The sequence below is a fragment of the Rhodoferax sp. ZS1R8 genome (assembly GCF_056521325.1).
Genome location: NZ_JBWMBA010000001.1, coordinates 1232440 through 1257253 on the forward strand (window position 1 = coordinate 1232440; position 24814 = coordinate 1257253).

22 protein-coding genes are annotated in these 24814 nt (G+C 61.6%); 20 read left to right on the plus strand and 2 right to left on the minus strand.

Annotated features, from left to right (window positions below; translation table 11 throughout):
- The first annotated feature begins 233 nt into the window (after nucleotides 1-233).
- The 8 genes from AC097P_RS05675 to holA all read left to right on the plus strand — a co-directional run bounded on the left by AC097P_RS05675 (nucleotide 234) and on the right by holA (nucleotide 9365).
- Nucleotides 234-1019, plus strand: coding sequence for a transporter substrate-binding domain-containing protein (locus AC097P_RS05675; protein WP_479609383.1), 786 nt, complete (start codon nucleotides 234-236; stop codon nucleotides 1017-1019).
- A gap of 88 nt (nucleotides 1020-1107) precedes the next feature.
- Entirely contained in the window at nucleotides 1108-3891 is a 2784-nt protein-coding gene (locus AC097P_RS05680) for a TonB-dependent receptor (protein ID WP_479609384.1), read from the plus strand.
- A gap of 103 nt (nucleotides 3892-3994) precedes the next feature.
- Complete coding sequence (locus tag AC097P_RS05685; protein ID WP_479609385.1) at nucleotides 3995-4681, plus strand: ABC transporter permease; 687 nt, start codon at nucleotides 3995-3997, stop codon at nucleotides 4679-4681.
- 1 nt (nucleotide 4682) lies between these two features.
- Nucleotides 4683-5438 carry an ABC transporter permease gene (locus tag AC097P_RS05690; protein ID WP_479609386.1) on the plus strand — a complete coding sequence of 252 codons (756 nt, stop codon included), beginning with the start codon at nucleotides 4683-4685 and terminating at the stop codon, nucleotides 5436-5438.
- Entirely contained in the window at nucleotides 5420-6547 is a 1128-nt protein-coding gene (locus AC097P_RS05695; RefSeq protein ID WP_479609387.1) for a succinylglutamate desuccinylase/aspartoacylase family protein, read from the plus strand. The genes AC097P_RS05690 and AC097P_RS05695 overlap by 19 nt, the downstream gene beginning before the upstream one ends.
- Before the next feature lie 24 nt (nucleotides 6548-6571).
- Nucleotides 6572-7348 carry an ABC transporter ATP-binding protein gene (locus AC097P_RS05700; protein WP_479609388.1) on the plus strand — a complete coding sequence of 259 codons (777 nt, stop codon included), beginning with the start codon at nucleotides 6572-6574 and terminating at the stop codon, nucleotides 7346-7348.
- Nucleotides 7349-7354: 6 nt separating this feature from the next.
- Entirely contained in the window at nucleotides 7355-8338 is a 984-nt protein-coding gene (locus tag AC097P_RS05705; RefSeq protein ID WP_479609389.1) for an arginase, read from the plus strand.
- Nucleotides 8265-9365, plus strand: coding sequence for a DNA polymerase III subunit delta (gene holA / locus AC097P_RS05710; protein ID WP_479609390.1), 1101 nt, complete (start codon nucleotides 8265-8267; stop codon nucleotides 9363-9365). The genes AC097P_RS05705 and holA overlap by 74 nt, the downstream gene beginning before the upstream one ends.
- Nucleotides 9366-9382: 17 nt before the next feature.
- Here the strand turns inward: holA and AC097P_RS05715 are convergent, their stop codons facing one another.
- A complete protein-coding gene (locus AC097P_RS05715; RefSeq protein ID WP_479609391.1) occupies nucleotides 9383-10102 on the minus strand; it encodes a type 1 glutamine amidotransferase domain-containing protein in 720 nt (239 codons plus the stop codon).
- Nucleotides 10103-10213: 111 nt separating this feature from the next.
- On the opposite strand from AC097P_RS05715, the gene AC097P_RS05720 reads away from it, so the two are divergent.
- From AC097P_RS05720 to gshB, 9 genes are all read left to right on the plus strand, one after another.
- Nucleotides 10214-11122, plus strand: coding sequence for a LysR substrate-binding domain-containing protein (locus AC097P_RS05720; RefSeq protein WP_479609392.1), 909 nt, complete (start codon nucleotides 10214-10216; stop codon nucleotides 11120-11122).
- Nucleotides 11123-11199: 77 nt separating this feature from the next.
- Nucleotides 11200-11901: a DUF3334 family protein gene (locus tag AC097P_RS05725; RefSeq protein ID WP_479609393.1), complete on the plus strand. Its 702-nt coding sequence runs from the start codon at nucleotides 11200-11202 to the stop codon at nucleotides 11899-11901.
- Between the two features lie 32 nt (nucleotides 11902-11933).
- Complete coding sequence (locus AC097P_RS05730; RefSeq protein WP_479609394.1) at nucleotides 11934-12182, plus strand: hypothetical protein; 249 nt, start codon at nucleotides 11934-11936, stop codon at nucleotides 12180-12182.
- Nucleotides 12183-12341: 159 nt separating this feature from the next.
- Nucleotides 12342-12980: an FxDxF family PEP-CTERM protein gene (locus AC097P_RS05735; protein ID WP_479609395.1), complete on the plus strand. Its 639-nt coding sequence runs from the start codon at nucleotides 12342-12344 to the stop codon at nucleotides 12978-12980.
- Nucleotides 12981-13143: 163 nt separating this feature from the next.
- Entirely contained in the window at nucleotides 13144-14430 is a 1287-nt protein-coding gene (locus AC097P_RS05740; protein WP_479609396.1) for a glutamate-5-semialdehyde dehydrogenase, read from the plus strand.
- Nucleotides 14431-14532: 102 nt separating this feature from the next.
- The gene (gene gshA / locus AC097P_RS05745; protein ID WP_479609397.1) at nucleotides 14533-15837 is read left to right on the plus strand and encodes a glutamate--cysteine ligase; all 1305 of its coding nucleotides are present in this window, start codon (nucleotides 14533-14535) and stop codon (nucleotides 15835-15837) included.
- A gap of 225 nt (nucleotides 15838-16062) precedes the next feature.
- Nucleotides 16063-17931 carry a potassium transporter Kup gene (locus tag AC097P_RS05750; protein ID WP_479609398.1) on the plus strand — a complete coding sequence of 623 codons (1869 nt, stop codon included), beginning with the start codon at nucleotides 16063-16065 and terminating at the stop codon, nucleotides 17929-17931.
- Between the two features lie 83 nt (nucleotides 17932-18014).
- Nucleotides 18015-19241, plus strand: a complete 1227-nt coding sequence (locus AC097P_RS05755) for a benzoate/H(+) symporter BenE family transporter (RefSeq protein WP_479609399.1) — start codon at nucleotides 18015-18017, stop codon at nucleotides 19239-19241.
- A gap of 92 nt (nucleotides 19242-19333) precedes the next feature.
- Nucleotides 19334-20275 (plus strand): glutathione synthase, encoded by a 942-nt coding sequence (gene gshB, locus AC097P_RS05760; protein WP_479609400.1) that lies wholly within the window; start codon nucleotides 19334-19336, stop codon nucleotides 20273-20275.
- An 83-nt stretch (nucleotides 20276-20358) separates the two neighbouring features.
- Here the strand turns inward: gshB and AC097P_RS05765 are convergent, their stop codons facing one another.
- The gene (locus AC097P_RS05765; protein ID WP_479609401.1) at nucleotides 20359-21141 is read right to left on the minus strand and encodes a class II glutamine amidotransferase; all 783 of its coding nucleotides are present in this window, start codon (nucleotides 21139-21141) and stop codon (nucleotides 20359-20361) included.
- Between AC097P_RS05765 and AC097P_RS05770 the strand changes: the two genes are divergently transcribed.
- From AC097P_RS05770 to AC097P_RS05780, 3 genes are read left to right on the plus strand one after another with little or no spacing between them, the layout of a single operon-like run.
- Entirely contained in the window at nucleotides 21140-21280 is a 141-nt protein-coding gene (locus AC097P_RS05770) for a hypothetical protein (RefSeq protein WP_479609402.1), read from the plus strand. The two genes, AC097P_RS05765 and AC097P_RS05770, sit on opposite strands and share 2 nt — an antisense overlap.
- A gap of 16 nt (nucleotides 21281-21296) precedes the next feature.
- The gene (locus AC097P_RS05775) at nucleotides 21297-23039 is read left to right on the plus strand and encodes an ABC transporter ATP-binding protein (RefSeq protein WP_479609403.1); all 1743 of its coding nucleotides are present in this window, start codon (nucleotides 21297-21299) and stop codon (nucleotides 23037-23039) included.
- Nucleotides 23029-24810 carry an ABC transporter ATP-binding protein gene (locus AC097P_RS05780; RefSeq protein WP_479609404.1) on the plus strand — a complete coding sequence of 594 codons (1782 nt, stop codon included), beginning with the start codon at nucleotides 23029-23031 and terminating at the stop codon, nucleotides 24808-24810. The genes AC097P_RS05775 and AC097P_RS05780 overlap by 11 nt, the downstream gene beginning before the upstream one ends.
- Nucleotides 24811-24814 lie beyond the last annotated feature (4 nt).

Sequence of the window (24814 nt, forward strand, 5' to 3'; positions counted from 1 at the left end):
GTTTTTTGGGGTAAGGAAGCGTTCGGAAATTTTCAACGATTGAAAGGTTGAAAACTAAATCGGCGTCATCACAGCGGTTAATTCATTATTGGCGAAGGGGTTGGCGGGTGCGCTCAGGGTTTGTCCCTATATTTTCATGAATGTAATTTATGAAAATAACTGTACATTACAGTTTCCTAGTTCGGAACGGTTTTCTTTCCCTCGCTTTTCGTATGCCCCTTTCAGGAGTCTTCATGTCCCGCACATTGCCCCTCGCGATAGCAGCCGTAGCCGTCTTTGGCCTCGCCACCAGCGTACATGCCCAGGCCCCTGGCTGGGCCAAAATCCGCATCGGTGTAGAGGCCAACTATCCACCATTTTCACAAATGGGGACAGACGGCAAGTTCTCCGGTTTCGACATAGATATTGCCAACGCGGTCTGCGCCGCGATGAAGGCCGAGTGCACGCTGGTGTCGCAGGAGTGGGACGGCATGATGCCCGCCCTGAATGCGCGCAAGTTCGACATGATCGTCGCGTCGATGACGATCTCGGACGAGCGGCTCAAGGTCGCCGATTTCAGTGATTCGTACTACGACATACCGTCCACCTTCATCGCCAAGACCGGCGTGTACAAGGACGTGAGCCCTGCCACCCTGAAGGGCAAGACCATCATCGTGACGCGCAACACCCCGCGCGCCAAGTACATCGCTGAAAACTACAAGGACAGCCAGGTGCTGCAGGTGGCCAAAGAGGCCGACGTGACGATGGAGTTGTCCGCCGGCCGCGGTGACGTGGGCTTTGGCTCGTCGCTGGCGGCCACCACGGCATTCCTGAAGTCTCCCGAAGGCAAGAATTTCAGCAAGGTCGGCCCGCCCATCAACCCCAGCGGCAACAAGGGCGGCGGCACGGGCATCGCGATGCGCAAGGGCGAAGAGTCGCTGCGCAGCAAGGTCAACCTGGCTTTGAAGACGATCACTGCCAACGGTGTCTACAAAGCCATCAACGACAAGTATTTCGACGTCAACATCCGCGGCGAATAACGCGTCGCCTCGGCCCCTACCGATCCTCCCGCCCTTACCGCTATCACCCCGCCCCAACCACTCTTCCTCCTATTCCAAGGCATCCACGATGAACCACTCCACCTACACCCGCGGCCGCGCTCGCAGCCCGTTTGCGCTGCGCCCATCTGCCCAGGCCACCGCCGTCTTGCTGGCACTGTGCGCCAGCCAAGCCGCGTGGGCCCAGACCACGCCGGCTGCCGAAAAGCTGAACCGCGTAGAAGTCACTGGCAGCTCCATCAAGCGCGTGGATGCAGAGACCGCATTGCCGGTGCAGGTCATCAAGCGGGAAGACATCGACAAGAGCGGCGCATCCACCGCCGCTGAAATTCTCAAGAGCATCAGCGCCAATACCGCGGCGCTGACCGACGGCGCCAGCATCACCGATGGCACTTCGGGCCAACGCGGCTTTAATGGTGCCAACCTGCGCGGCCTGGGCGTGTCGTCTACGTTGGTGCTGCTCAATGGCCGGCGCCTGGCCAACTTTGCGACCCCCGGTGACAACGCCGGCGTGGACTTGAACAACATCCCAGCGGGCGCCATCCAGCGCGTGGAAGTGCTGAAGGACGGCGCGTCCGCCATCTACGGCACGGATGCCATTGGTGGCGTCATCAACTTCATCACCCGCAAGGACTACACCGGCTTTGACCTGGCCGCCTCGGCGGCCAATACGCAAGAGGGCGGCGCTGGCAAGAAGACGCTGAGCCTCAGCGGTGGCTATGGCGACTTGGGCACCGACGGCTTCAACCTGATGGGTGTGCTGGACCTGCAAAAGCTCGACGCCTTGCGCTCCAGCCAGCGCCAGTTCATCCAGGACCGTCCGTTGGCCACACTGTTGCCCGCGCTGATGTCCAGCAAGCCGTACCCAGCCAACATGCGCATTCGCTCTGCCGACCAATGGAGTGCGATGCAGAAAGCCGGCCTGTTGCCGGCCGATGCACCCTACGTGCGCAGCACGCTGGTAGACCCGGCTGCGCCCACCTGCAATCCACCGGCCAGCGTCTATGCGGTCAACAGCTACGGGGGCAAGTTCGGTTGTAGCTATGACTACATGCGCGACACTGAGATTTACCCCGAGTCCACCAAGAACAGCTTCCTGGGCCGTGCGACGTTTCAGATCAACCCCGACCACCAGGTGTTTGCCGAGCTGATGCAAAGCAACGCCAACAGTACCTACCGCCTGAGCCCTAATCCGGTGAACATCTCCGCCTTCCCGGTGGCGAACTTGCCTGCCGCCTACCGCACGGCGCTGACCGGCCCCGGTCTGCCAGCGACCGTTAACCGTATCCAGTTGCGCACGACAGAAGCTGGTAACCGAACCAATGAGGTCACCAGTAATGGCCAACGCCTGGTCGTGGGCGCCAACGGTGTCCTCGGTGGATGGGACTATGACGTGGCCGTATCGCGCGCTGAAAACCGTGCGGTCGACAAATATGTAGACGGCTACGTGCTGTTTGACCAATACCAAGCTGGTATTCTGAATGGCACGATCAATGCGTTCGGCCCCTCCAGCCAAGCCGGCCTGGATCTGCAGCGCAGCATCAAGGTTAATGACGAGGCGCGCAGCTCCAAAGGCGTGACCACCAGTGTGGACGGCAAGATCTCCAAGGCGTTGATGGCTTTGGGCGGTGGTGACTTGGCGCTTGCCATCGGCGGCGAGCTGCGCAATGAAAATGCTATCTTTACGCCATCGGCACTGCTACTGTCTAACAACATCGGCGGTGACCGCGACACGGGTCAACTGGCGGGTTCCAGCACCGCTTTGAAAGCGACCGACGACAGCCGCCAGATCGGCTCGGTGTTTGCCGAGGTCAGCGCCCCGGTGAGCAAACAGGTCGAGCTGCAGATGGCCCTGCGCTACGACAACTACAACGACGCCGGCAGCAGCACCAATCCCAAGTTTGGCATCCGCTGGCAGCCCCAGCAGGACTTGCTGGTGCGCGCATCGGCAGGCACCGGTTTCCGTGCACCGTCGTTGAACGACCTCAAGGGCCCCACCACCTATGGATCGGCCTCCAGCTTCCTGACCGATCCGGATTGCGTCAAGAGTGGCGGCAGCATAGACAACTGTACAGACCAGTGGCCGGTGGAGCGCCGCTCCAACCCGAACTTGAAGCCTGAAAAGTCGCGCCAGTTCTCGCTGGGCTTCGTATTGGAAGCCAGCAAGAACTTCAACTTCAGCGTCGATTACTGGAACATCCGCAAGACCGATGTCATCAGTACCCTGGGTGAGCAAATCATCATCGGCAACACCGCAGCCTATAACGGCAATTTCATTCAGCGCGATGCCGACGGCACCATCATCAACATCATCCTGAAGAAGGAAAACCAGGGTGCGCTGGACACGGCCGGCCTGGACTTCGGTGCCGACTACCGCAGTGCCGCGACCGACATGGGGCGCTTCAGCGTCGGCATGAGTGGCACGCTCGTGCTGAACTACGACCGCCAGTTTGGCCCCAAGGAGCCCACCCGCAGCAACCTGGGGGTGTTCCTGAACGACCAGGTGATCCAGAAGTGGCGCCACCGCCTGAGCTTTGGCTGGGACATGGGTCCGTATAGCCTGACGCTGGCCAACCAGTATTCTTCTGGGTACTCCGACCAGAACACCACCTACGACCCAACGACCAACAAGTTGTTGGCATCACGGGATGTGGATGCCTATTCTCTGTGGGACCTGACCGGTAGCTACGCCATCACTAAGGCGCTAAAAGTGCGCGCCGGTGTGTTGAACCTGTTGAACACCGCGCCACCGTTTTCCAACCAGGCCTACTACTTCCTGGCGGGCTACGACCCAACGTACACCGACCCACGTGGCCGCAGCGCATTTATCAGCGTGAACTACAGCTTCAAGTAGCCCGGGGACCTTGTCGCGGCCGATAGGCATATGCCAAATCGGCCGCCAGCCCTCGTGGAATGAGCGTAACCAGCTACTGATTTCATAGCAATAGGAAGCCACTGTGTTGTACGGATACCTGCCAGCCATTCTGGAGGGGCTGGGCCTGACGCTGCGCGTCTCGGCCCTGTCACTCGCCATCGCCTGCGTCTTCGGACTGGTAGGCGCCAGCGCCAAGCTGTCGGGTTCGTGGGCGGCACGCTGGAGCGCCGAGGTCTACACCACGCTGATCCGTGGCATGCCCGAACTGGTGCTGATGCTGTTGATCTTCTACGGTGGCCAGATCGGTATCAACCGGCTGGCCGAGTCGCAGGGATGGGACTACATCGACGTCCCTCCCTTTCTTGCCGGCGTGCTGACCATTGGTTTCATCTTCGGGGCCTACCTGACCGAGACCTTCCGTGGCGCCATCTTGGCCGTACCGCGCGGCCAGGCGGAAGCCGGGCTCGCGTTTGCGATGTCGCGCACCACGGTGTGGCGGCGCATCGTGCTGCCGCAGATGGTGCGCCACGCCATACCCGGCTTTGCCAACAACTGGCTGATCATGATCAAGGCTTCGGCTCTGGTCTCCATCATCGGGCTGGACGACATGGTGCACCGCGCCGGTCTGGCCGCCGCCACGACGCGCGCGCCGTTCACGTTTTATGTGGCCATCGCGCTGATCTACCTGACGCTGACCAGCGTCTCCATCTTTGCGCTGTCTCGCGTGGAAGCGCGCTTCAGCCTGGGGCTCAAGAAAGTGCAGTTCTAACGTGCAGTGGCAAACCATCATCGACAGCCTGCCGCTCTACGGGGAAGGCATACGTACCACGCTGGTCTTGCTGACTATCAGCCTGATGAGCTCGTTCACGCTGGCCGTGCCGCTGGCTGTAGCACGGGTCTCCCCCAGCACGTGGTTGTCCAAGACCGTATGGTTCTACACCTACGTGCTGCGCGGCACACCGCTCTTGGTACAGCTGTTCATCCTGTACCACGGGCTGGCGCAGTTTGAGGCGGTGCGTGAGAGTGCGGCCTGGGTGCTGTTGCGCAACCCCTGGTTTTGCGCCTGGTTGGCCTTCACGCTGAACTCCACCGCCTACACCACCGAGATCTTTGCCGGCGCGCTGAAAGCTACGAACAACGGCGAGATCGAAGCCGCCCGCAGCTATGGCCTGAGCGGCTTCACGCTGTACCGGCGTATCCTGCTGCCCAGTGCGCTGCGCCGGGCGCTACCGCAGTACAGCAACGAGGTGGTGGGCCTGATGCACGCCACCGCCATCGCCAGCACGGTCACGCTGGTCGACATCACCCGCGTGGCGCGCGATGTGTATGCCAACACGCTCTTGGTCAGCGAATCTTTTGGCGTGGCGGCGACCCTCTACTTTGGCCTCACCTTTAGCCTGGTCGGCATCTTCAAGCTGCTGGAGCGGCGCTTTCTGCGCCATCTACGGCCCCAGCAGGCGCTGGCCACCACCGCATCACAACCTCTGACTGTTCACACAGCAACCCCATGCATACCCAAACCCTAGAGCTCCTCAGTGGCTCCCCCGGCATTCGCCAGACCCTGCAGGTGCTGCACTTTGGAACCACCGGCGACACATCTGGCTCTCTGCCCAAGGTTTACATCCAAAGCGCGCTGCACGCCGACGAGGTGCCGGCCATCTTGGTGGCCCACCAGTTGGTACACCTGCTGACGCAAGCTGAAGCACAGGGCCGTATCGCCGGCGAAATCGTGCTGGTGCCGTTTGCCAATCCCATAGGCCTGGGCCAGTACTTGTTTGGCCAGCACCATGGCCGTTTTGATGTGCGCGATGGCGGTAACTTCAACCGGGGTTATGCCGAGCTGACCGCCAAGGTGGCGGACGGCGTGCGGCCGCTGCTGTCGCAGGACTTGGCGCACAACACGCGCACCATCCGCGCTGCGCTGGTGCAGGCCGTTGGCGAATTGGGAGTTACCACGCCAACGCAGGATTTGAAGAAGCAGCTGCTGGCGCTGGCCATCGATGCCGACGTGGTGCTGGACCTGCACTGCGACACCGACGCCGTGATGCACCTGTATGCGCTGACACCGCAGGCTGCCGTCGCCGAGCAGCTGGGCGCGGCGCTGGGTGCGCGCGCCGTGCTGCTGGCCACCGAGTCTGGCGACTCGCCGTTTGACGAGGCCTGCTCGCGCCCGTGGTTGGAACTGCAAAAGCTGCTACCCGAATTCCCGATTGACCTGGCCTGTTTTGGGGCCACCGTGGAGCTGCGTGGCGAGACGGATACCAGCCACGTGCTGGCCGAGCAGGACGCCCAGGGGGTGATGGCCTTTCTGGCGCAACGCGGCGTGCTGACCGGCGTGTCGCAGTCGGTGCGCGGCCCGCAGTGTGCCCCCACGCCACTGTCGGGTTCCGAGCCTATCACCGCGCCGCACGCGGGCGTGGTCGTGTTCCACCGCAACCCCGGTGAGCGTGTCGTGGCCGGCGACGTGATTGCCGACGTGGTGGATGCACTGACCGGCAATGTGACCCAGTTGCGCTGCAAGTCTGACGGCCTGCTGTATGCCCGCTGCGGTTCGCGCTGGGCAGTGCCAGGCAAACGCCTGGCCAAGATTGCTGGCACCTCGCTGGCACGCACCGGCAAGCTGCTGAGCCCCTGAACGCAGACTACTGAAAGATTTCCCATGGCCGACCACACCATCCTGCAGGGACTGGACATTTGCAAACGCTTTGGCAGCAACGAAGTGCTCAAGGGCGTCAGCGTCACCGCCAACAAGGGCGACGTTATTTCCATGATTGGCTCCAGCGGCTCGGGCAAAAGCACGTTTCTGCGCTGCCTCAATCTGCTGGAGCAGCCCAACGCCGGGCGCATCGTGCTGGACGGTGAAGAGCTGAAGCTGGTGCCCGACAAAAAGAATGGCGCGCTGAAGGCCGACAACCAGGCCCAGCTGCAGAAGCTGCGGGCACAGGTATCCATGGTGTTCCAGCACTTCAACCTGTGGGCCCACATGACGGCGCTGGAGAACGTCATAGAGGCTCCCATCCACGCGCTGGGCCTGAGCAAGGCCGAGGCCACGGAGCGCGCCGAGGCGTACCTGCAGCGCGTGGGCGTCTACCACCGCAAGGACGCCTTCCCTGCGCATCTCTCGGGTGGCGAGCAGCAGCGTGTGGCGATTGCGCGCGCATTGGCGATGGAGCCCAAGGTCATGCTGTTTGACGAGCCGACATCGGCGCTGGATCCGGAACTGGTGGGCGAGGTACTGCGCGTCATGCGCTCGGTCGCTGAAGAGGGCCGCACCATGGTGGTGGTTACTCATGAGATGGGTTTTGCGCGCGAGGTCAGCAACCAACTGGTGTTTTTGCACAAAGGCCAGATTGAGGAGCAGGGTGATCCGGCCGAGGTCTTGTCGCGCCCCCGCAGCGAGCGCCTGCGTGCCTTTTTATCCAACAGCCTGAAGTAGGTGGCGATGACTACACGCGTATTGCAACTGATAGGCGCCGAAGTGGGCGAGGGCGCCAGCGATGGCGGCTGCAAATGGGGCGCCGCGGCGCTGCGCGAGCGGGGCATCCAGCAGGCTCTGGTGGCCACCGGCCGCATGGTCACCTGGGGCGATACCCTCACTGCCCAGCCCTTGCAGGCCAGTAGCCGGCTGGACGCCATCGAAGTGTTTTCAGAGCAGTTGGCGACTTCGGTGGAGCTGTCGCTGCGCCGCGGCCAGCAGCCTCTGGTGCTGGGCGGCGACCACTCCAGCGCGGCGGGCACCTGGAGCGGCGTGGCCCAGTTTCTGCGGCCCGCCGGTGCCTTGGGGCTGGTCTGGATCGATGCACACCTGGACGCGCACACGCCCCTCACATCGGACAGCCAGGCACCCCACGGCATGCCGCTGGCCGCGCTGCTGGGCCACGGGTCCGATGGCATGGCGGCGCTGTATGGCTGGCGCCGCAAGCTGCTGCCACACAACGTGGTCGTCATTGGTGCCCGCAGCTACGAACCGGCCGAAGCGGAGTTGCTGGCCGAACTCCAGGTGCGTGTCATGACGATGGAAGAGGTGCTGGATCGCGGCTTTGCTACCTGCTTTGAGGAGGCCCGCACACTGGTCAAACAACACACAACCGCCTGGGGCCTGACGCTGGACCTGGATGGCCTGGACCCGCTGGATGCGCCGGGCACCGGAACGCCGGTCGAGACTGGTATCCGCCTGGCCGATGCGGTGCAGGTGCTGGCCGGCTGCAGCCACGATCCGGAATTCATCGCGATGGAGCTGGCCGAGTACAACCCGCTGCGCGACTTTGGAGGCCACACGGCGCAGGCCGCCATCCAGCTCGCCTGCGCAGTGCTGGCGCCCGATCGGCAGGCCACGCTAAACTGCCCCCTCCATGCAAGTCGCCCCCAACCAACTCAGCAACCACCTGCAGCGCGGGCTCAAGAGCCTGTACACGCTGCACGGTGACGAACCCCTGCTGCAACAGGAGGCATTGGATGCTATCCGCGTGGTGGCCCGTCAGCAGGGTTTTACCGAGCGCACATCGCACACCGTAGCTGGGGCACACTTTGACTGGAGCGAGGTCCTGGCCGCCGGCGGCTCGCTGAGCCTGTTTGCGGACAAGCAAATTGTAGAAATCCGCATCCCATCGGGCAAGCCCGGCAAGGACGGCAGTGCAGCCCTGCAGCAGCTCGCAGAAATATCCCAGGGCAACGATTCCACGCTGACCATCGTCATGCTGCCCAAGCTGGACAAGATGACCAAGTCTGGCGCCTGGTTTGCCGCGCTGGAAAGTTTTGGTATCACGCTGCAGGTGGAGCCGGTCGAACGCGCCGCGCTGCCGCAGTGGATTGCGCAACGGCTGTCCGCCCAGGGCCAGCGGGTGGTGGCAGGCGAAGAAGGCCAGCGCACGCTGCAGTTTTTTGCCGACCGCGTAGAAGGCAATCTGCTGGCTGCGCACCAGGAAATACAAAAGCTGGGTTTGCTCTTCCCCGCGGACGGCGCCACTGGCGGTGTACTGACCTTTGACCAGGTTGAAAGTGCCGTCATGAATGTGGCGCGCTACGACGTGTTCAAGCTCAGCGAGGCCGTGCTCGGCGGCCAGGCCTTGCGCGTGCAGCGCATGCTGGACGGGCTGCAGGCCGAAGGCGAGGCCGAGGTGCTGGTGCATTACACGCTGAGTGAAGACATACGCGCCCTGAAGCGCGTGAAGGACGCGATGGGCCAGGGTCGGCCTCTGCCCATGGCGCTGCGCGAGCAACGCGTCTGGGGCGCGAAGGAGCGCTTGTTTGAGCGCGTGTTGCCACGGCTGAGCGATGCGGCGATCTCGCAGCTGCTACAAAGCGCGCACGTGGTGGACGGCATCGTCAAAGGCCTGAAGCAGCCCGACTGGCCTACATCCGGCTGGCAGGCCCTGCACCGATTGGCGCTTCAGCTGTGCGGCCTGTGCGCAGCGGCCCCTGGTGGCCACGCCCCATCCAGGCCGCGCGTCTAAGGCGCAGACCCTGCCGTTTACGCGGCCACCGCTACGGCCTTTAAATCCAAAGCCTGCAACACCTGCTGGGCCACCAGTGCGGACGATTGCGGGTTTTGCCCGGTGATGAACTGGCCATCGCGTATCGCAAACGGGGTCCAGTTGGCTGTACCTTCAAAGTGGGCGCCCAGAGCGCGCAGGCGTGACTCCAGCGCGAACGGCACGATGCTGGCCAGGCCGACGGCCTCTTCCTCGGCGTCGGTAAACGAGTTAATGCGCTTGCCCTTGACGACGGGTTCACCGTCCGGGCGGCGTGCCGTTACCAGACCGGCTGCGCCGTGGCAGACCGAGGCAATCAGCTTGCCGGCGGCAAACGCGGACTCCACGGCGCGGGTCACACCAGCGTCATTGGGCAGGTCCCACATCGTGCCGTGGCCACCCGGAAAGAACACGGCGTCAAACTCGCGGGCATCCATGTCTGCCGCCACGCGCGTGGTCTTGGCGCTAGCCTGCGCCACCGGGTCCGCCAAGAAGCGGTCTACCAAGGGGTCGTTTTCGCCCACGGGCTTCAGGCTGCCGGGGTCCAGGGTGATGGGTCCACCCAGCGGCGAAGCCAAAACCACCTCGGCTCCGGCGTCCATCAACTGGTAGTAGGGAACCGCCAGCTCATCAGCCCAGATCCCGGTGGGCTTGCCGCTGGCGCCCATCACGGTGTTGGAGGTGGCAATCATCAAAATGCGTTTGGGTGTGGTGCTCATGGTCTTTCCTTGCAAAAAATTCGGTTTGTTGTGAACAAGGTTGAACTGTATTGATGATCCAGAAGTAGATAAACTGCCAAACGATGCATTCACTAATTACATGATGTAAATATGAGCCGCAGTTTTGACCCCGTGCAGTTGGGCAGTATTGAGATGTTTTGCAAAGCTGCTGAACTGCAGGGCTTTACGACGGCGGCCCAAGCGCTGGGTGTTACGGCGGCGGCAGTCAGCCGGTCTGTGGGACGGCTCGAGGAGCGACTGGGTGCCAAGTTGTTTACCCGCACCACGCGCCTGATGCGCCTGACGGACGAAGGCCGCGCCTATTTTGAGCAATGCCGCCAGGCCTTGGCGCAGATCGAGAGCGCCGAGCGCGCCATCCAAGGCGGCCAAACCGAGCCGTCGGGTGTGCTGCGAATCTCCGTTCCCACCACCTACGGCCACTACCGCGTGTTGCCGTTGCTACCGCAGTTCATGGCCCAGTATCCCAAGGTGCGGGTTGAGATGGATCTGAGCAACCGCAATATCGATTTCGTGGAGGACGGTTATGACCTCGCCATACGGGGCGGCACGCCCGGCGATTCACGCCTGGTAGCGCGCCAGCTGGAAGAGGCCACGTTTGGCATCTTTGCCGCGCCAGCGTATCTGACGCGCCGCGGCACCCCGCAGACGCCGGAGCAACTGCGGGAACACGACTGCATCGAATTTGTCATGCCCAGCACCGGCCGTGGCCTGCCGTGGATCTTTCGCCGCGCGGGGCAGGACCTGGATGTCGCCATACACAGCCGGGTCAGCATGCAGGGCGATGTGCTGGGCTGCCTGTCCTACGCCATCGGTGGCGGCGGCCTGCTGCAGGCCTACCACTTTGTGGCCGAGCGCCATGTACAGAGCGGCGCGCTCGTTGAGGTCATGCAGGCCTATGGCGGACGCTCGCGGCCCTTCTGCGTTTTGTACCCGCACAACCGCCATCTGTCGGCCAAGGTGCGGGCCTTTGTGGGCTTCCTGCTGGCGCGGTCCGACTGACTGAATGGGCATTGTTTTTTACTAGCCCATGGTCCTGACCCGTTGTACATTTGGCTTTTAGGTTACCGAGGTACGTTATGGACAGCAACAAAACGTGGCAGGAATCGACCGTGGTGTACGGCACGGAAGACATTCTGACCAGCCTGTGTAATTCCGTGACCCGTGTGCTGACAGTCGCCACCACGTCCGAGATCCATTACTCCGGCATGGTGCAGCGCATCACCAAGACCTGCCTCAAGCCCGACATCGGCTGCTTCGTGCTGTTTGACGGTGGCTTCTCGGGGCTGGTAGTGCTCAATTTCTCTGCCGCCACGGCGATGGAACTGTACGAGAGCTACATGCTGAACATGGGCATGCCCAAGAGTGAGCTGGCCAGCGCCCACACATCGGACGAAGTGAGCAACATCATGGGTGAGTTGATGAACCAGATCGTTGGCGATTTCACCGGCAAGGTGCGCCGCGAGCTGCAGACCAACATCACGCAAAACCAACCCAAGATGCTGGTGCTGAACAAGCAGGTGGTGCTGAGCGTGGATACGCAGCTGGACAAGCCCGAGTCGCGCCGCGTGACCTTCTATACCGGCAAGAACAATATCTTCTACCTGGAGCTGGCCATCGACCGCACCGAGTTCATCAAGCTGCATGACTTCGAGGTGCACGAAACCGTCAACCCGGATGAGGTGCTGGCCCAAGCCAGTTCCGCAGGGACCGGTGCCGGCGCCGCCGCACCCGAGCACAACACCGACCAGGACGAGTTGCTGAAGTCGCTGGGCATGTAGCTAGAACACAAACGTAAAAGAAGGGGGTTGAAATGGAAGACAACGACAACGACCCTGCCGCTGCAGCAGGCTTGCCAAAACCGTTGCGCCCGGAGCTTGCCATCCTCGTCCAGCGGCTACTGGACCTGCGCAACGCGCTGGAAGAAACGGCGCTTGCGCTCAGTGATTACCAGTGCACCCTGGAATCGGAAGACCGCCGCGCGGCAGAGCAGCAGATGCTACGCGCCATAGAACGTGCGAAGGCCAATGACTTTAGTGTCGGCGGTGGCTCCCAGGCCTGAAGTGGCGGGCTGAATACGAATATCCGAATGGACTATTGAATGGCGAGTTCAGACGCTGTAAAACGTGGCAGCGTCTGTGTATTTCGTTAGCTGTGGAATCCGGATGCAGGCGTGCAAAACTGTCGCGCCTCCTTCTTTCGTCAACTTTTAGGGAGTTTTATGAAAATCACGCAACTCGTGGCGGCTGCGGCCATCACTTTATTGTCTGTAACTGCTGTTCATGCCGGTACAGCGGCTAGCGGCAAAATCATTTCAGGGACGACATTCGCCACCGACAATGCGTTCCAATTTACGAACGATTCGACGACTGGGGAGTTCATTACCTCGTTGACATGGGACCTGACACCCATCGGCGGCTTTTTTGACACCACCAACGTGGCCCCCGGTGTTTCCGGTTCAGGTTTGCAACAGAGCAGTTTTAGCGACAACGTGGGCGCCCTCTTTCCCACCAACGCATCCCAGGATGGGTTGTCGGCATTGACGATCATGTTTACGGCGAACTCCTTTGCGTCTGGTAAACGGTTCATATTCGGCGTAGATACCGATTTGTTCAGTTGCATCGATTGCCCTGGAATTAACGGTAATGGCTTTGTCGGGGCGAAGGTTTCGGCACACTTCTCGAACGGCGAGACCCGTTATGGAACTTACACATTGACCAATGAGACCGGATTCGGAACGAAGGTTGACATCACCTCTGTATCTGCAGTGCCAGAGCCAGAAACTTACGCAATGATGCTTGCTGGTTTAGGTTTGGTTGGCGCCATCGCCCGTCGCCGCAAGCAGAAGCAAAGCGTGTAATCTGCGCGCTGCGCAACACTGACCGTAACGGGAGCTTAGGCTCCCGTTTTTCATGGGGATTCGATTTTCTCGCTGACGGCATTTGGGCCCTGGAGGCAGGGGCGGCACAGGAGTCCGGGCAGGAACGACGAGCCAGAGCCTGGAACTCTGCCAAAATCTCTGCATGAACGCGCTCAACACCACCGAATACACCCACGCGCTGGGTTCACAGGCAAAAGTGGCCTCAGCCCTCATGGCACGTGCGCAAGCAGCTACTAAAAACATAGCGCTTCGCAAGTTGGCCGGGCTGTTGCGCGAGAACACCGCAGCACTGCAAATCGACAACGCCAAGGACATTGAACGCGCCATCGCCAACGGCCTGTCCGCCCCCATGGTGGACCGTCTCAAGCTGACGCCCCAGGTACTGGAAACCTGCGCACAGGGTTGCGAGCAACTGGCGTCCATGGCCGATGTGATTGGTGAAATCATCGGCATGAAGCAGCAGCCCAGCGGCATCCGTGTGGGGCAGATGCGGGTGCCGATTGGCGTGTTTGGCATGATTTTCGAGAGCCGGCCCAACGTCACGATTGAGGCTGCCAGCCTGTCCATCAAGAGCGGCAACGCCTGCATTCTGCGGGGTGGCTCCGAGGCGATCGAGTCCAACAAGGCGCTGGCCAAGCTGGTGCAGCAAGCGCTGGTGGAGAGCGGCTTACCCGCAGACGCTGTGCAACTGGTGCAGACCACGGACCGCGATGTCGTGGGCCAGTTGATTACGATGCCGCAGTATGTGGACGTCATCATCCCGCGCGGCGGCAAGGGCCTGATCGAGCGCATCAGCCGCGATGCCAAGGTGCCGGTCATCAAGCACCTGGATGGCAACTGCCATGTGTATGTGGACGACCCTTGCGACATCGACATGGCGCTGACAGTTTGCGATAACGCCAAGACCAACAAATACAGCCCGTGCAATGCTGCGGAGAGCATGTTGGTGGCACGTGAGATAGCGCATCCATTCCTAATTCAGATGGGAGCAATTTTTGCTGCCAAGGGCGTGGAAATGCGTTGCGATGCCGAAGCCGCAGCGATTCTTCGCGGTGACGGTCTGCCCGACGCCTGCGTCAAGGATGCCACCGAACAGGATTGGTCCGAAGAGTACCTGGCCCCTATCATCAGCATCAAGGTCGTCGATGGCCTGGACGAAGCCATCGCCCATATCAACCAGTACAGCAGCCACCACACCGACGCCATCCTGACCCGCGACCATATGCATGCACAGCGCTTCCTGCGCGAGGTGGACTCGGCCAGCGTCATGGTCAACACCAGTACCCGCTTTGCCGATGGCTTCGAGTTTGGACTGGGAGCCGAGATCGGCATCAGTACAGACAAATTCCACGCCCGTGGCCCGGTGGGCATCGAAGGTTTGACGTCGTTGAAGTATGTGGTGCTGGGCGACGGCGAAGTGCGCACCTGACCAGCGAACACTGGCAGGGGCTTGAAAACAAAAGACCCTACCCATACATCCTAGAATCTCTTCCGACAACGTCGGCGCTCCGCGCAATTCATAAAGGCCCGCATGGTTCCCCATCTTGTTACTGCCCTGAACGGCCCCATCAACGAGCTGGAGCAGCGCATTCTGGACTCCATGCCCGCCATCGAACGCTGGTTCCGGCTGGAGTGGATGGAGCACACCCCGCCCTTCTATTCATCGGTCGATGTGCGCAATGCCGGCTTCAAGCTGGCACCGGTCGACACCAACCTGTTCCCCAATGGCTGGAGCATCCTGACCCCGCCCATGTTGCCGCTGGCCGTGCAGGCCGCCCAGGCCGCGATCGAGAAGATCTGCCCCGAGGCGCGCAACCTGTTGGTGATACCCGACAACCACATCCATAACACCTTCTACCTGACCAACTTGGCGCAGCTGCGCCGCGTCTTCCAGATGGCGGGGCTGAACGTGCGTGTGGGCTCCATCAGTCCGGATGTGAAGAAGAGCTTCACGGTGGACCTGCCGCATGGCGAGAGCATCACGGTGGAGCCGGTGGTGCGCACCAAGGGCCGCATCGGCGTCAAGGATTTCGACCCCTGCACCATTTTGTTGAACAACGACCTGCGCGCGGGCGTGCCCGGCATTCTGGAAGACCTGACCCAGCAGTATTTGCTGCCGCCACTGCATGCCGGCTGGAGCAGCCGGCGCAAGAGCGCGCACGCCAAGGCATTTGAAGAGGTTTCCAAGCGCTTTGGCAAGCTGATCGGCGTTGATCATTGGCTGGTCAACCCAATGTTCGACAGGTGTGCGGACGTGGATTTTTCCAGCGAAGAGGGCGTGCAGGGCCTGATCGCCAAGACCGAGGGCCTGCTGGCCAAGATCCGCAAGAAGCACAAGGAATATGGCATCAAGGAAAAGCCGTTTGTCGTACTTAAGCCCGACAACGGCGACCCACGCATGGCCATCCTGACTGTGCGGGATGCCAAGGAGTTGGAAAGCCTGCGCACCCAGGCCTTGTGCAGCCCCACCGGCGCACCAGCCAAGGGCAATGCGGCGCCGGTGTTTGATGTGCTACTGCAGGAGGGGGTGTTGACCTGTGAGCGGGTCAACGATGCCGTGGCCGAACCTGTGGTCTACATGATGGACCGCTACGTAGTGGGAGGATTTTACCGCGTGCACCCGCAGCGCAAGGTCGACGAAAGCCTCAATGCACCTGGTTCCAGCTTCGTGCCATTGGCTTTCGCCGAGAGTATGCACTTACCTCAACCCGGTATCAAGCCAGGCGCCAGCGCACCCAACCGCTTCTATATGTACGGTGTCATCGGCCGCTTGGCCATGCTGGCCGCAAGCTACGAGATCGAAGCCACAGACCCCCACGCCGAGCATTACGACTGAGGACGTAGCCCCCAAGGGGCGTGTTTGACCCTGGGCGGCCCGGCCATAAAACCGGACTTGTCTAGAGCAAACGACACCTTTGGGTAGTGCGCAGTTGCTGCGCTGCAACACGTTGGTTTTTTCGTTCGAAATCGGCAACTTGGAAGTTGCAAGCCGTGGCGGCTGGCGCACAATGGCGATCCCAAACGGAACGGAGCCCGCGCGAAACAGAAGCCGGGTGAATGTGTGTCAGCATCCAAATCGTCTTTAGCCGCGCTAACCCTGGGCGCCATTGGCGTTGTGTACGGCGATATCGGAACCAGCGTTCTGTACGCTATGAAGGAGGTCTTCGGTTCCGGCCACGTGCCCTTTACCGCAGACAACGTCCACGGCATCCTGTCCATCTTTTTCTGGACACTGACGGTCATCGTTTCCATCAAATATGTGGGCTTGGTGCTACGAGCCGACAACCATGGCGAAGGCGGGCTGGTGGCCATGCTGGCGCTGGCATCGCAATCGGTCAAAGACAAACCCAAGCTGCGGCGCGTGCTGCTGCTGGTGGGCATTTTTGGCACCTGTCTGTTCTATGGTGACGGCGTCATCACGCCGGCTATCTCGGTGTTATCGGCGGTGGAGGGCATGGAAGTCATCTCCCCCGCGCTGCACCGTTGGGTCATCCCCATCACGCTGGTCATCCTGCTGGCCCTGTTTTCGGTGCAAAAGAGCGGCACCAGCGGCATCGGCAAATTCTTCGGCCCTATCACACTGGTCTGGTTTGCCTGCATTTCAGTGCTGGGCCTGGTGCACATCGCCGACCGGCCGGGCATTTTGGTGGCCCTCAATCCGATGTACGCACTGGAGTTCATGTGGAACCAGCCTGGCACCACGTTCATCATCCTCGGTGCAGTGGTGCTGTGCGTGACCGGCGGCGAGGCGCTGTATGCCGACATGGGCCACTTTGGCAAGAAGCCCATTCGCCTGGCGTGGTTTGCCATCGTGATGCCGTCGCTGACGCTGAACTACTTTGGCCAGGGCGCGCTGCTGCTGGAGCATCCCGAGGCCGTCAAGAATCCCTTCTTTCTGATGGCACCTGACTGGGCCCTGGTGCCGCTGGTCTGCCTGGCCACGATGGCCACGGTGATTGCATCGCAGGCGCTGATATCCGGGGCGTTTTCCGTGACCAAGCAGGTCATACAACTGGGCTACCTGCCACGCCTGCAGGTGCTACACACCAGCGTCAAGGACACCGGGCAAATCTACCTGCCCTTTGTCAACTGGGGCCTGTTCGTCGCCATCGTGCTGGCCGTGGTCATGTTCCGGTCTTCCAGCAACCTGGCTGCGGCGTATGGCATTGCGGTGTGTACCGATATGCTGATCACCACCATTTTGACCTTCTACGTGATCCGCTACAGCTGGAAATATCCGCTGGCGTTGTGCATCGCTGCCACCGGTTTCTTTTTCGTTGTGGACTTTGCGTTCTGGGCGTCGAATTTGCTGAAGCTGTTCGACGGCGGCTGGTTCCCGCTCGCGATTGGCGGAGCCATTTTCACGCTAATGGTCACGTGGAAGGATGGTCGACGCCTTCTGAATGAAAAAATTCGCGCCGATGCGCTGGACCTGCCCAGCTTTCTGGAGGCCGTATTTGTCAGCCCGCCGGCCCGTGTGGAAGGCACGGCCGTGTTCATGACCGGTGAGGTTGGCACGGTTCCCAATGCACTGCTGCACAACCTCAAGCACAACAAGGTGCTGCACGCCAACAACCTCTTCGTCACCGTGCGCAACCATGAGGTGCCGTGGATAGGTCTGAGCAAGCGGCTGGAGATCGACTCGCTGGGCCACGACTGCTGGCAGGTCGTCATCCACTACGGCTTCAAAAATGACCCGGACGTGCCGAAGGCGCTGCAGCAGATCAAGGGTCGCGGCTGCGAGATGAATAGCATGACGACCAGCTACTTTTTGTCGCGCGACACCGTGGTCCCCACCATCGGCAAAGGCATGGCCCAGTGGCGCGAAAAGCTGTTTGCGCAGATGCACCACAACGCCAGTGGCGCGGCGGACTTCTTGAATTTACCGAATAACGCGGTGGTTGAACTGGGCTCCAAGATTGAAATTTAGGGTTGCTGCCTGAGTAGTACCAGCTTTTATCCACAGGGCTAGGGCGTCCCCACCGCTACCAAGCCGCTGTCACAATGGTCCGCATGCAATTTTTCAAAGACCTCAGCCTCTCTGCATTCACCGCCGGCTTTGTGGCCGTTCTGGTGGGCTTCACCAGTTCCGTCGCTATCGTGTTCCAGGCCGCCCAGGCCTTCCATGCCACGCCGGAGATGGCGGCCTCGTGGATGTGGGCTCTGGGCATAGGCATGGGGCTGTGCTCGCTCGTGCCCTCGCTGTGGTTGAAGAAGCCGGTCATGGTGGCCTGGAGCACACCGGGCGCTGCGGTGCTGGCCAGTGCCGGCGCGTTGGGTGGTTTTTCGATGCAGGAGGCGGTGGGCGCTTTCATGCTGTGCGCAGTGTTGATTACGCTGGCCGGGGTGACTGGATGGTTTGAGCGGGTCATGAACCGCATTCCGCTGGCGTTGGCATCCGCGCTGCTGGCTGGCGTGCTGGCGCGCTTTGGGCTGTCGGGTTTTACTGCGGCGCAGACCGCGTTGCCACTGGTGGTGGTTATGTTGCTGGCCTACTTGGTGGGCAAGCGTTGGTGGCCACGCTATGCCGTGCCGGCCACACTGTTGGTCGCTATCGCATTTGTAGCGGCAACGTCAGGCTTCACGAGGGCTAGCATCGTATTTGGCTTGACGCCTCCGGTGTTTGTGGTCCCAAGTTTCAGTGTGGCGGCCTTCGTCAGTCTGGCGTTGCCGCTATTCATTGTGACCATGGCATCACAAAACCTGCCGGGCGTGGCTGCTATTCAAGCCAGTGGATACGGTGACCAGCGCAGCACCGGGGGCGACGCGGGCATCCCTATCTCCAAAATCATCACGCTGACCGGCCTGGCCACGCTGGTGCTAGCGCCGTTTGGCGCCTTTGCGCTGAACCTGAGTGCCATCACGGCTGCCATCTGCATGGGGCCCGAGGCGCATGCGCAGCCCCAGAGGCGCTACACCGCGGCTGTGTCGTGCGGCGCCATCTACATCGTTATTGGCTTGTTTGGTGCGGCCATCACCGGTGTGCTGACGGCATTTCCAAAGGAACTGGTAGCCGCCATTGCTGGCTTGGCCCTGCTCGGCACGATTGGCGGGGCGTTGGCCGCCGCTGTGCGGGAAGAAGCGCACCGCGAGGCCGCTCTCATCACCTTTCTGGTGACACTTAGCGGTGTCGTCGTGGCGGGCGTGGGCTCGGCATTCTGGGGCGTTGTAGCAGGGGCGCTGGCGCTGTTGGTGCAGCATGTGGGGCGTGCCCGGCCTGTGGCGCCGTCCGGGGTTTAACGGACCCGCTTCTTGCCCCCACCCAGCACGGGTCAGCGCGGCCACGGTAGAGTGGCGTACGTACCGTTTATCCACCTTGCAGGTAGCACCCCATGGAAATCCTCTTCGTCAGTGACCCGCTTGAATCCTTCAAGATCTACAAAGACACCACGTTTTCGATGATGCGCGAGGCCCAGCGCCGCGGCCACCGAGTCAATGCCTGCGAACCACAGCAACTGCTGTGGGAGCGCGGTGGTGTGGTGCAGGGCCAGGTGCGCGCCATCACGCTGACCGGTGATGCCAAGGACTGGTTCACCGAGACAGCATCCTCGGTGCGCGCCATCAAGGACTTTGGCGCCGTCATCATGCGCAAGGATCCGCCCTTCGACAGTGAATTTTTCTACGCAACCCACCTGCTGGAGCAGGCCGAGCGCGAGGGCGCCAAGGTTTTCAACAAGCCCCGTGCGCTGCGCGACCACCCCGAGAAGCTGGCGATTCTGGAATTCCCGCAGTTCATTGGCCCCACGCTGGTGACGCGCGAGGCCGATGCCATCAAGCGCTTCCACGCCGAGCACAAGGACATCATCCTCAAGCCCCTGGACGGCATGGGCGGCATGGGGATCTTCCGCGTCAAGGAAGACGGGCTGAACCTGGGCGGCATTATCGAGACGCTGAACAAGGACGGTGCCGAGACCGTCATGGTGCAAAAATTTCTGCCCGCCATCACCGAGGGTGACAAGCGCGTGCTGGTCATAGGCGGCAAGCCCGTGCCGTTTTGTCTGGCGCGCATCCCCCAAGGCAGCGAAGTACGGGGTAACCTTGCGGTGGGTGGCAAGGGCGTGGCCCAACCGATCAGCGATTCCGACCGCGCGATTGCCGAAGCGCTGGGGCCGATTTTGGCCGCGCGTGGTCTGCTGCTGGTGGGGCTGGACGTGATTGGCGATTGCCTGACCGAAATCAATGTGACCAGTCCTACGTGTTTTCAGGAAATCTTCGACCAGACTGGTTTTGATGTGGCGGCGATGTTTGTGGATGCGCTGGAGGCGGCGGTTTAATCGAGGGCTAGCCCTCGCCAAATATGGCGATATTGCTCTCAAATAAGTAGCAAGCCTGTCCTTTGGCTTCTTGGCAAGAGGCCTCAGGCTATCGGCCGGCCATCCACAAATACCTGGAATTCACCGGGCTGCATGGCCACCCAGTCTTCATTGGTGGTCAGCGGTTCGGTGACGACGATCACCAACCGGTCCTCGGGGCTGTTGAGTTCGGCCAGGTCGACTTTGACATCTTCGTCTTTGAGCTGCACGTGCGCAAACGGGTGCTGGCGCAGCACGTAGTGCAGCTTGGTGCTGGCATGCGACCATAGGGCTTGGCCATTGCTCAATAGGAAGTTAAAGGTGCCATGCTCGGCGATGCGTGGCACCAGCTCGCGCAGCGTGTGGGTCAGCTCCTCGACGCTGGGCACACCAAAGTGCGATTTGTTCAGTTCTTGCAGCAGCCAGCAAAAGGCCAGTTCGCTGTCGGTGTCGCCCACGGGCTTGAAGGCTCCATGCAGTGGGGGGTTGAAGTCTTTCAGATCGCCGTTGTGGGCAAACACCCAGTAGCGGCCCCACAGTTCGCGCACAAAAGGGTGGCAATTTTCCAGCGTGACACCACCCACAGTGGCCTTGCGCACATGGGCTACGACGTTGTGGCTCTTGATGGGGTAGGTGCGCAGCATCTGCGCAATGGGTGAGGTGGAGGCGCTTTCCTTGTCGACAAAGTAGCGGGCTGCCTTGCCGGGCTTTTGGCCGTCGCTCTCAAAGAACGCAATACCCCAGCCATCGGAATGGTGGTCGGTGCAACCGCCGCGCTGCGAAAACCCGGTAAAGCTCAGCGTCAAACTGGCTGGCAGCAGACTGTTCATTCCAAGGAGTTGGCACATGGCAAACAGTTTACCCGGCTACCAGCTGGGCCAGCGTAAAGTATTGTCTTTGGGTGGCAGGTTATCCTTCAGCTCGAGCCTGTTCACCAACAACACACGCTTCCGATTCGAAGCCAAGCTGGAGCGACGCCGCGATTAGCGACCCGATACAACGCATGAGTTTGACCGGCCTTATTGGCCAATACGTACGCCGGAACTGGCGCCCCTATCTGCTGTCCGCTGGCATGCTGGCGTCGGTCAGCGCGCTGACGGTTTATATCCCGCGCCAGGTCGGCCATGTCGTCGACGCGCTGGTGGCCGGTACGCTCGGTGGCGAGGCACTGGTGCGCCAGTTGGCCTGGCTGGTGTTGGCGGGTGTGGCCATCTACTTCCTGCGCGTGGGCTGGCGCCTGCAGCTGTTTGCGGCCAGCTACCGGCTGGGCGCGCAGTTGCGCCAGCGCCTGTATGCGCGGCTGTGTGTGCAAGGGCCGCACTTTTTCCAACAAAAGCGCACCGGCGATCTGATGGCCCTGGCCACCAACGACATCGACTCGGTGGAGATGGCGTCGGGTGAAGCCATGCTGGCCGGCTTCGACGGAACGCTGACGCTGATCATGGTGGTCGCCATGATGAGCCTGGGCATCGATGGCCGCCTGGCGGGCGCCGCGCTGCTGCCCTTTCCGTTGATGGCGATTGCGTTCTGGCGTATCTCCAACCATATCCACCAGGCCTCCAAGGATTCGTTGGATGCCTTTGGCAAGCTTAACGACCACGTGCAGGAAACGCTGACCGGTGTGCGCACGCTGCGTGCGCTGGGGCTGGAAGCGCGCAGCGCCGCCCGTTTTGCCGAGCTTGCCGAAACCGCTGCGGCAGCCAGCCTGCGTGCCCAGCGCTGGGAGGCAGCCTTTGAACCGGCCGTTGGCATTACCCTGGTCAGCGCGACGGCGTTGACACTGGGGCTGGGTGGCTACCTGGTGTGGCACGGCGAGCTGACGATTGGTGCGCTCACGGCCTTCAGCATGTACCTTGGCCAGCTGATATGGCCCATGTTTGCCGCAGGTTGGGTGTTGGCTCTGCTGGAGCGCGGGCGTGCCGCCTGGGGTCGGCTGCAGCCCACGCTGGATGCGCCGCTGTCCATCGATGACCATGGCGTGCGCGATGCGGTGGTGCCGGGGGCGCTGACCTTTGATGGTGTCACGTTCTCTTACCCCGGCCACCAGGCGCTGGCGCTGTCCGGCTTGCGGCTGAAGCTGCCGGCAGGGCAGACGCTGGGTCTGGTGGGGGCCACCGGCTCGGGCAAGTCCAGCGTGTTGCGGCTGATATTGCGGCAATACGTCGCGCAGTCGGGCAATATCGTCTGGGGCGAGCAATTGCTGTCCGACTACAAGCTCGATGCGCTGAACCGCGCCATCAGCTGGGTGCCTCAAGAGCCATTTTTGTTTTCTGCGTCGATTGCCGAAAACATTGGGCTGGCCAAGGCCGGCGCCAGCCGTGCCGAGGTAGAGCAGGCCGCACGCCTGGCATCCATCCATGACGACATCGTTCGCATGCCGCAGGGCTATGACACGCCGGTGGGCGAAAAAGGCATTGCGCTGTCGGGTGGCCAACGCCAGCGGGTGGCGATAGCGCGTGCGCTGCTGACCGACGCGCCCTTGCTGTTGCTGGACGACGCGCTGTCCGCCGTCGACACGCAGACCGAGACTGACATCCTGCAACACCTGCGCAGCGCGCGGACCGGGCGCACGGCACTGATCGTCAGCCACCGCCTGAGTGCCGTGGTGGATGCCGACCACATCCTGGTGCTGAAGCAAGGCCGTGTCATTGAGCAGGGCGACCACGGCAGCCTGTTGGAACTGAATGGCTGGTACGCAGCGCAGTGGCGCTACCAACAACTGGAGGCCAGTCTGGATGCAGCCTGACACCGCGCAGCCCCTCGGCACCCCACCAGCCACACCGCCGCGCAACACGCGACGGGCAATAGCTTTGCTGCTGCACACTGCCGCGCCAGAGCGCCGCCATGTGGTGTGGGGCACTGTCTGGCTGGTGGCAGCCGCCCTACTGGAAGCTGCGGGCCCTTTTTTGGGTAAATACTTCATCGACAAATACCTGTTACCCCGCAACCTGGTGCTGTGGGACATGGGCTTGCTGTTGGCCGGCATTGTGCTGACCGGTTGCGTGGCTAGCGTGGTTCGCTACGCGCAACTGACGCGCCTGGCTGGTGTGGCCATGCGCTCGGTACGCCGCCTGCGCGAAGAGGTATATGGCCATGTGCTGCGCCTGCCCATGGCCTTTTTTGACAAGGCGATCACCGGCCAGTTGGTTAGCCGCGTGACGAATGACACCGAGCAGGTCAAGAGCTTGTACGTGCAGGTGTTGTTCGTCATTCTGGACAGCAGCATCGTCGTGCTAGGTGCGCTGGGCGCGATGGCTTGGCTGGATTGGCGGCTGATGCTGATCGTGCTGACGCTGCTTCCAGCGGTGGTCGTTATCGTGTGGTTTTACCAACGCTGGAGCGCGCCGGCCGTGGCCCGTGCGCGGCAAAAGCGCAGTGATATCAATGCCCAGATGTCGGAATCCATTGCCGGCATGGCGGTGCTGCAGGCCAGCAATGCGCAGCAGCGGTTCAGGGATCGATTCGACAAGACCAATAACCAGCACTTGAACGCCCGCATGGCCGAGATGCGGGTCAACGCCTGGCTGTTGCGGCCGATGCTGGACTTCATCAACGTGGTGCTGCTATCCGTCGTCATCTACACCTTTGGCCAGCGCAGCCTGGGCGCATTGGAGATCGGCATTCTGTACGCCTTTGTCAGCTACATAGGCCGCGTGGTGGACCCGCTGATCCAGATTACGTTGCAGTTTGGCCAGCTGCAACAGGCCATCGTGGCCTCGGCCCGGGTGGATGCCTTGCTGCAAGAGCACAGGCCCGTGCCCAAGATCGGCCCGGAGCGCATCAGCCACGGGGCCATCCATATCTCGCAACTGCGCTTTGGCTACGATCCGGCCACCGTAGTGCTGCACGATTTATCGCTGGACATACCGGCTGGCGGTTTCTATGGTCTGGTGGGCCACACGGGCAGCGGCAAGTCCACGTTGCTGAGCCTGCTGTTGCGCTTTTACCAGCCGCAATCGGGTCGCATCACGCTGGATGGCGTTGCGCTGTCGCGCTTTAGCGATGAGCACTTCCGCGCGGATGTGGGGCTGGTGCCGCAAGACCCGTTTTTGCTGGCCAGCAGCGTGCGCGACAACATTGCGATGGGCCGCACGCTGAGCCAGGCCGAGATTGAAACCGCCGCCCGCGCCGCCCACTGCCATGATTTCATCATGCAACTGGAGCAGGGCTACGACACGCAGCTGGGCGAGGGCGGGGCGCGGTTGTCGGTGGGGCAAAAGCAGTTGATCGCGATTGCCCGCGCATTGGCCGGTCAGCCGCGCATCCTGTTCCTGGACGAGGCCACGGCACATATCGATTCAGAGACCGAACAGATCGTACAGGTGGCGCTGTCTGAATTGCGCGGTCGCGTCACCGTGGTGGCCATCGCACACCGGCTGTCAACGATACGCGCCGCAGATTGCATCGTTGTACTGAACCACGGTCGTATCCACGAGCAGGGTACGCATGATGCGTTGATGGCTATGGACGAGGGTATTTACCAGCGCCTGTACCTGTTGCAGCAATTGGGCGAATAAAGAA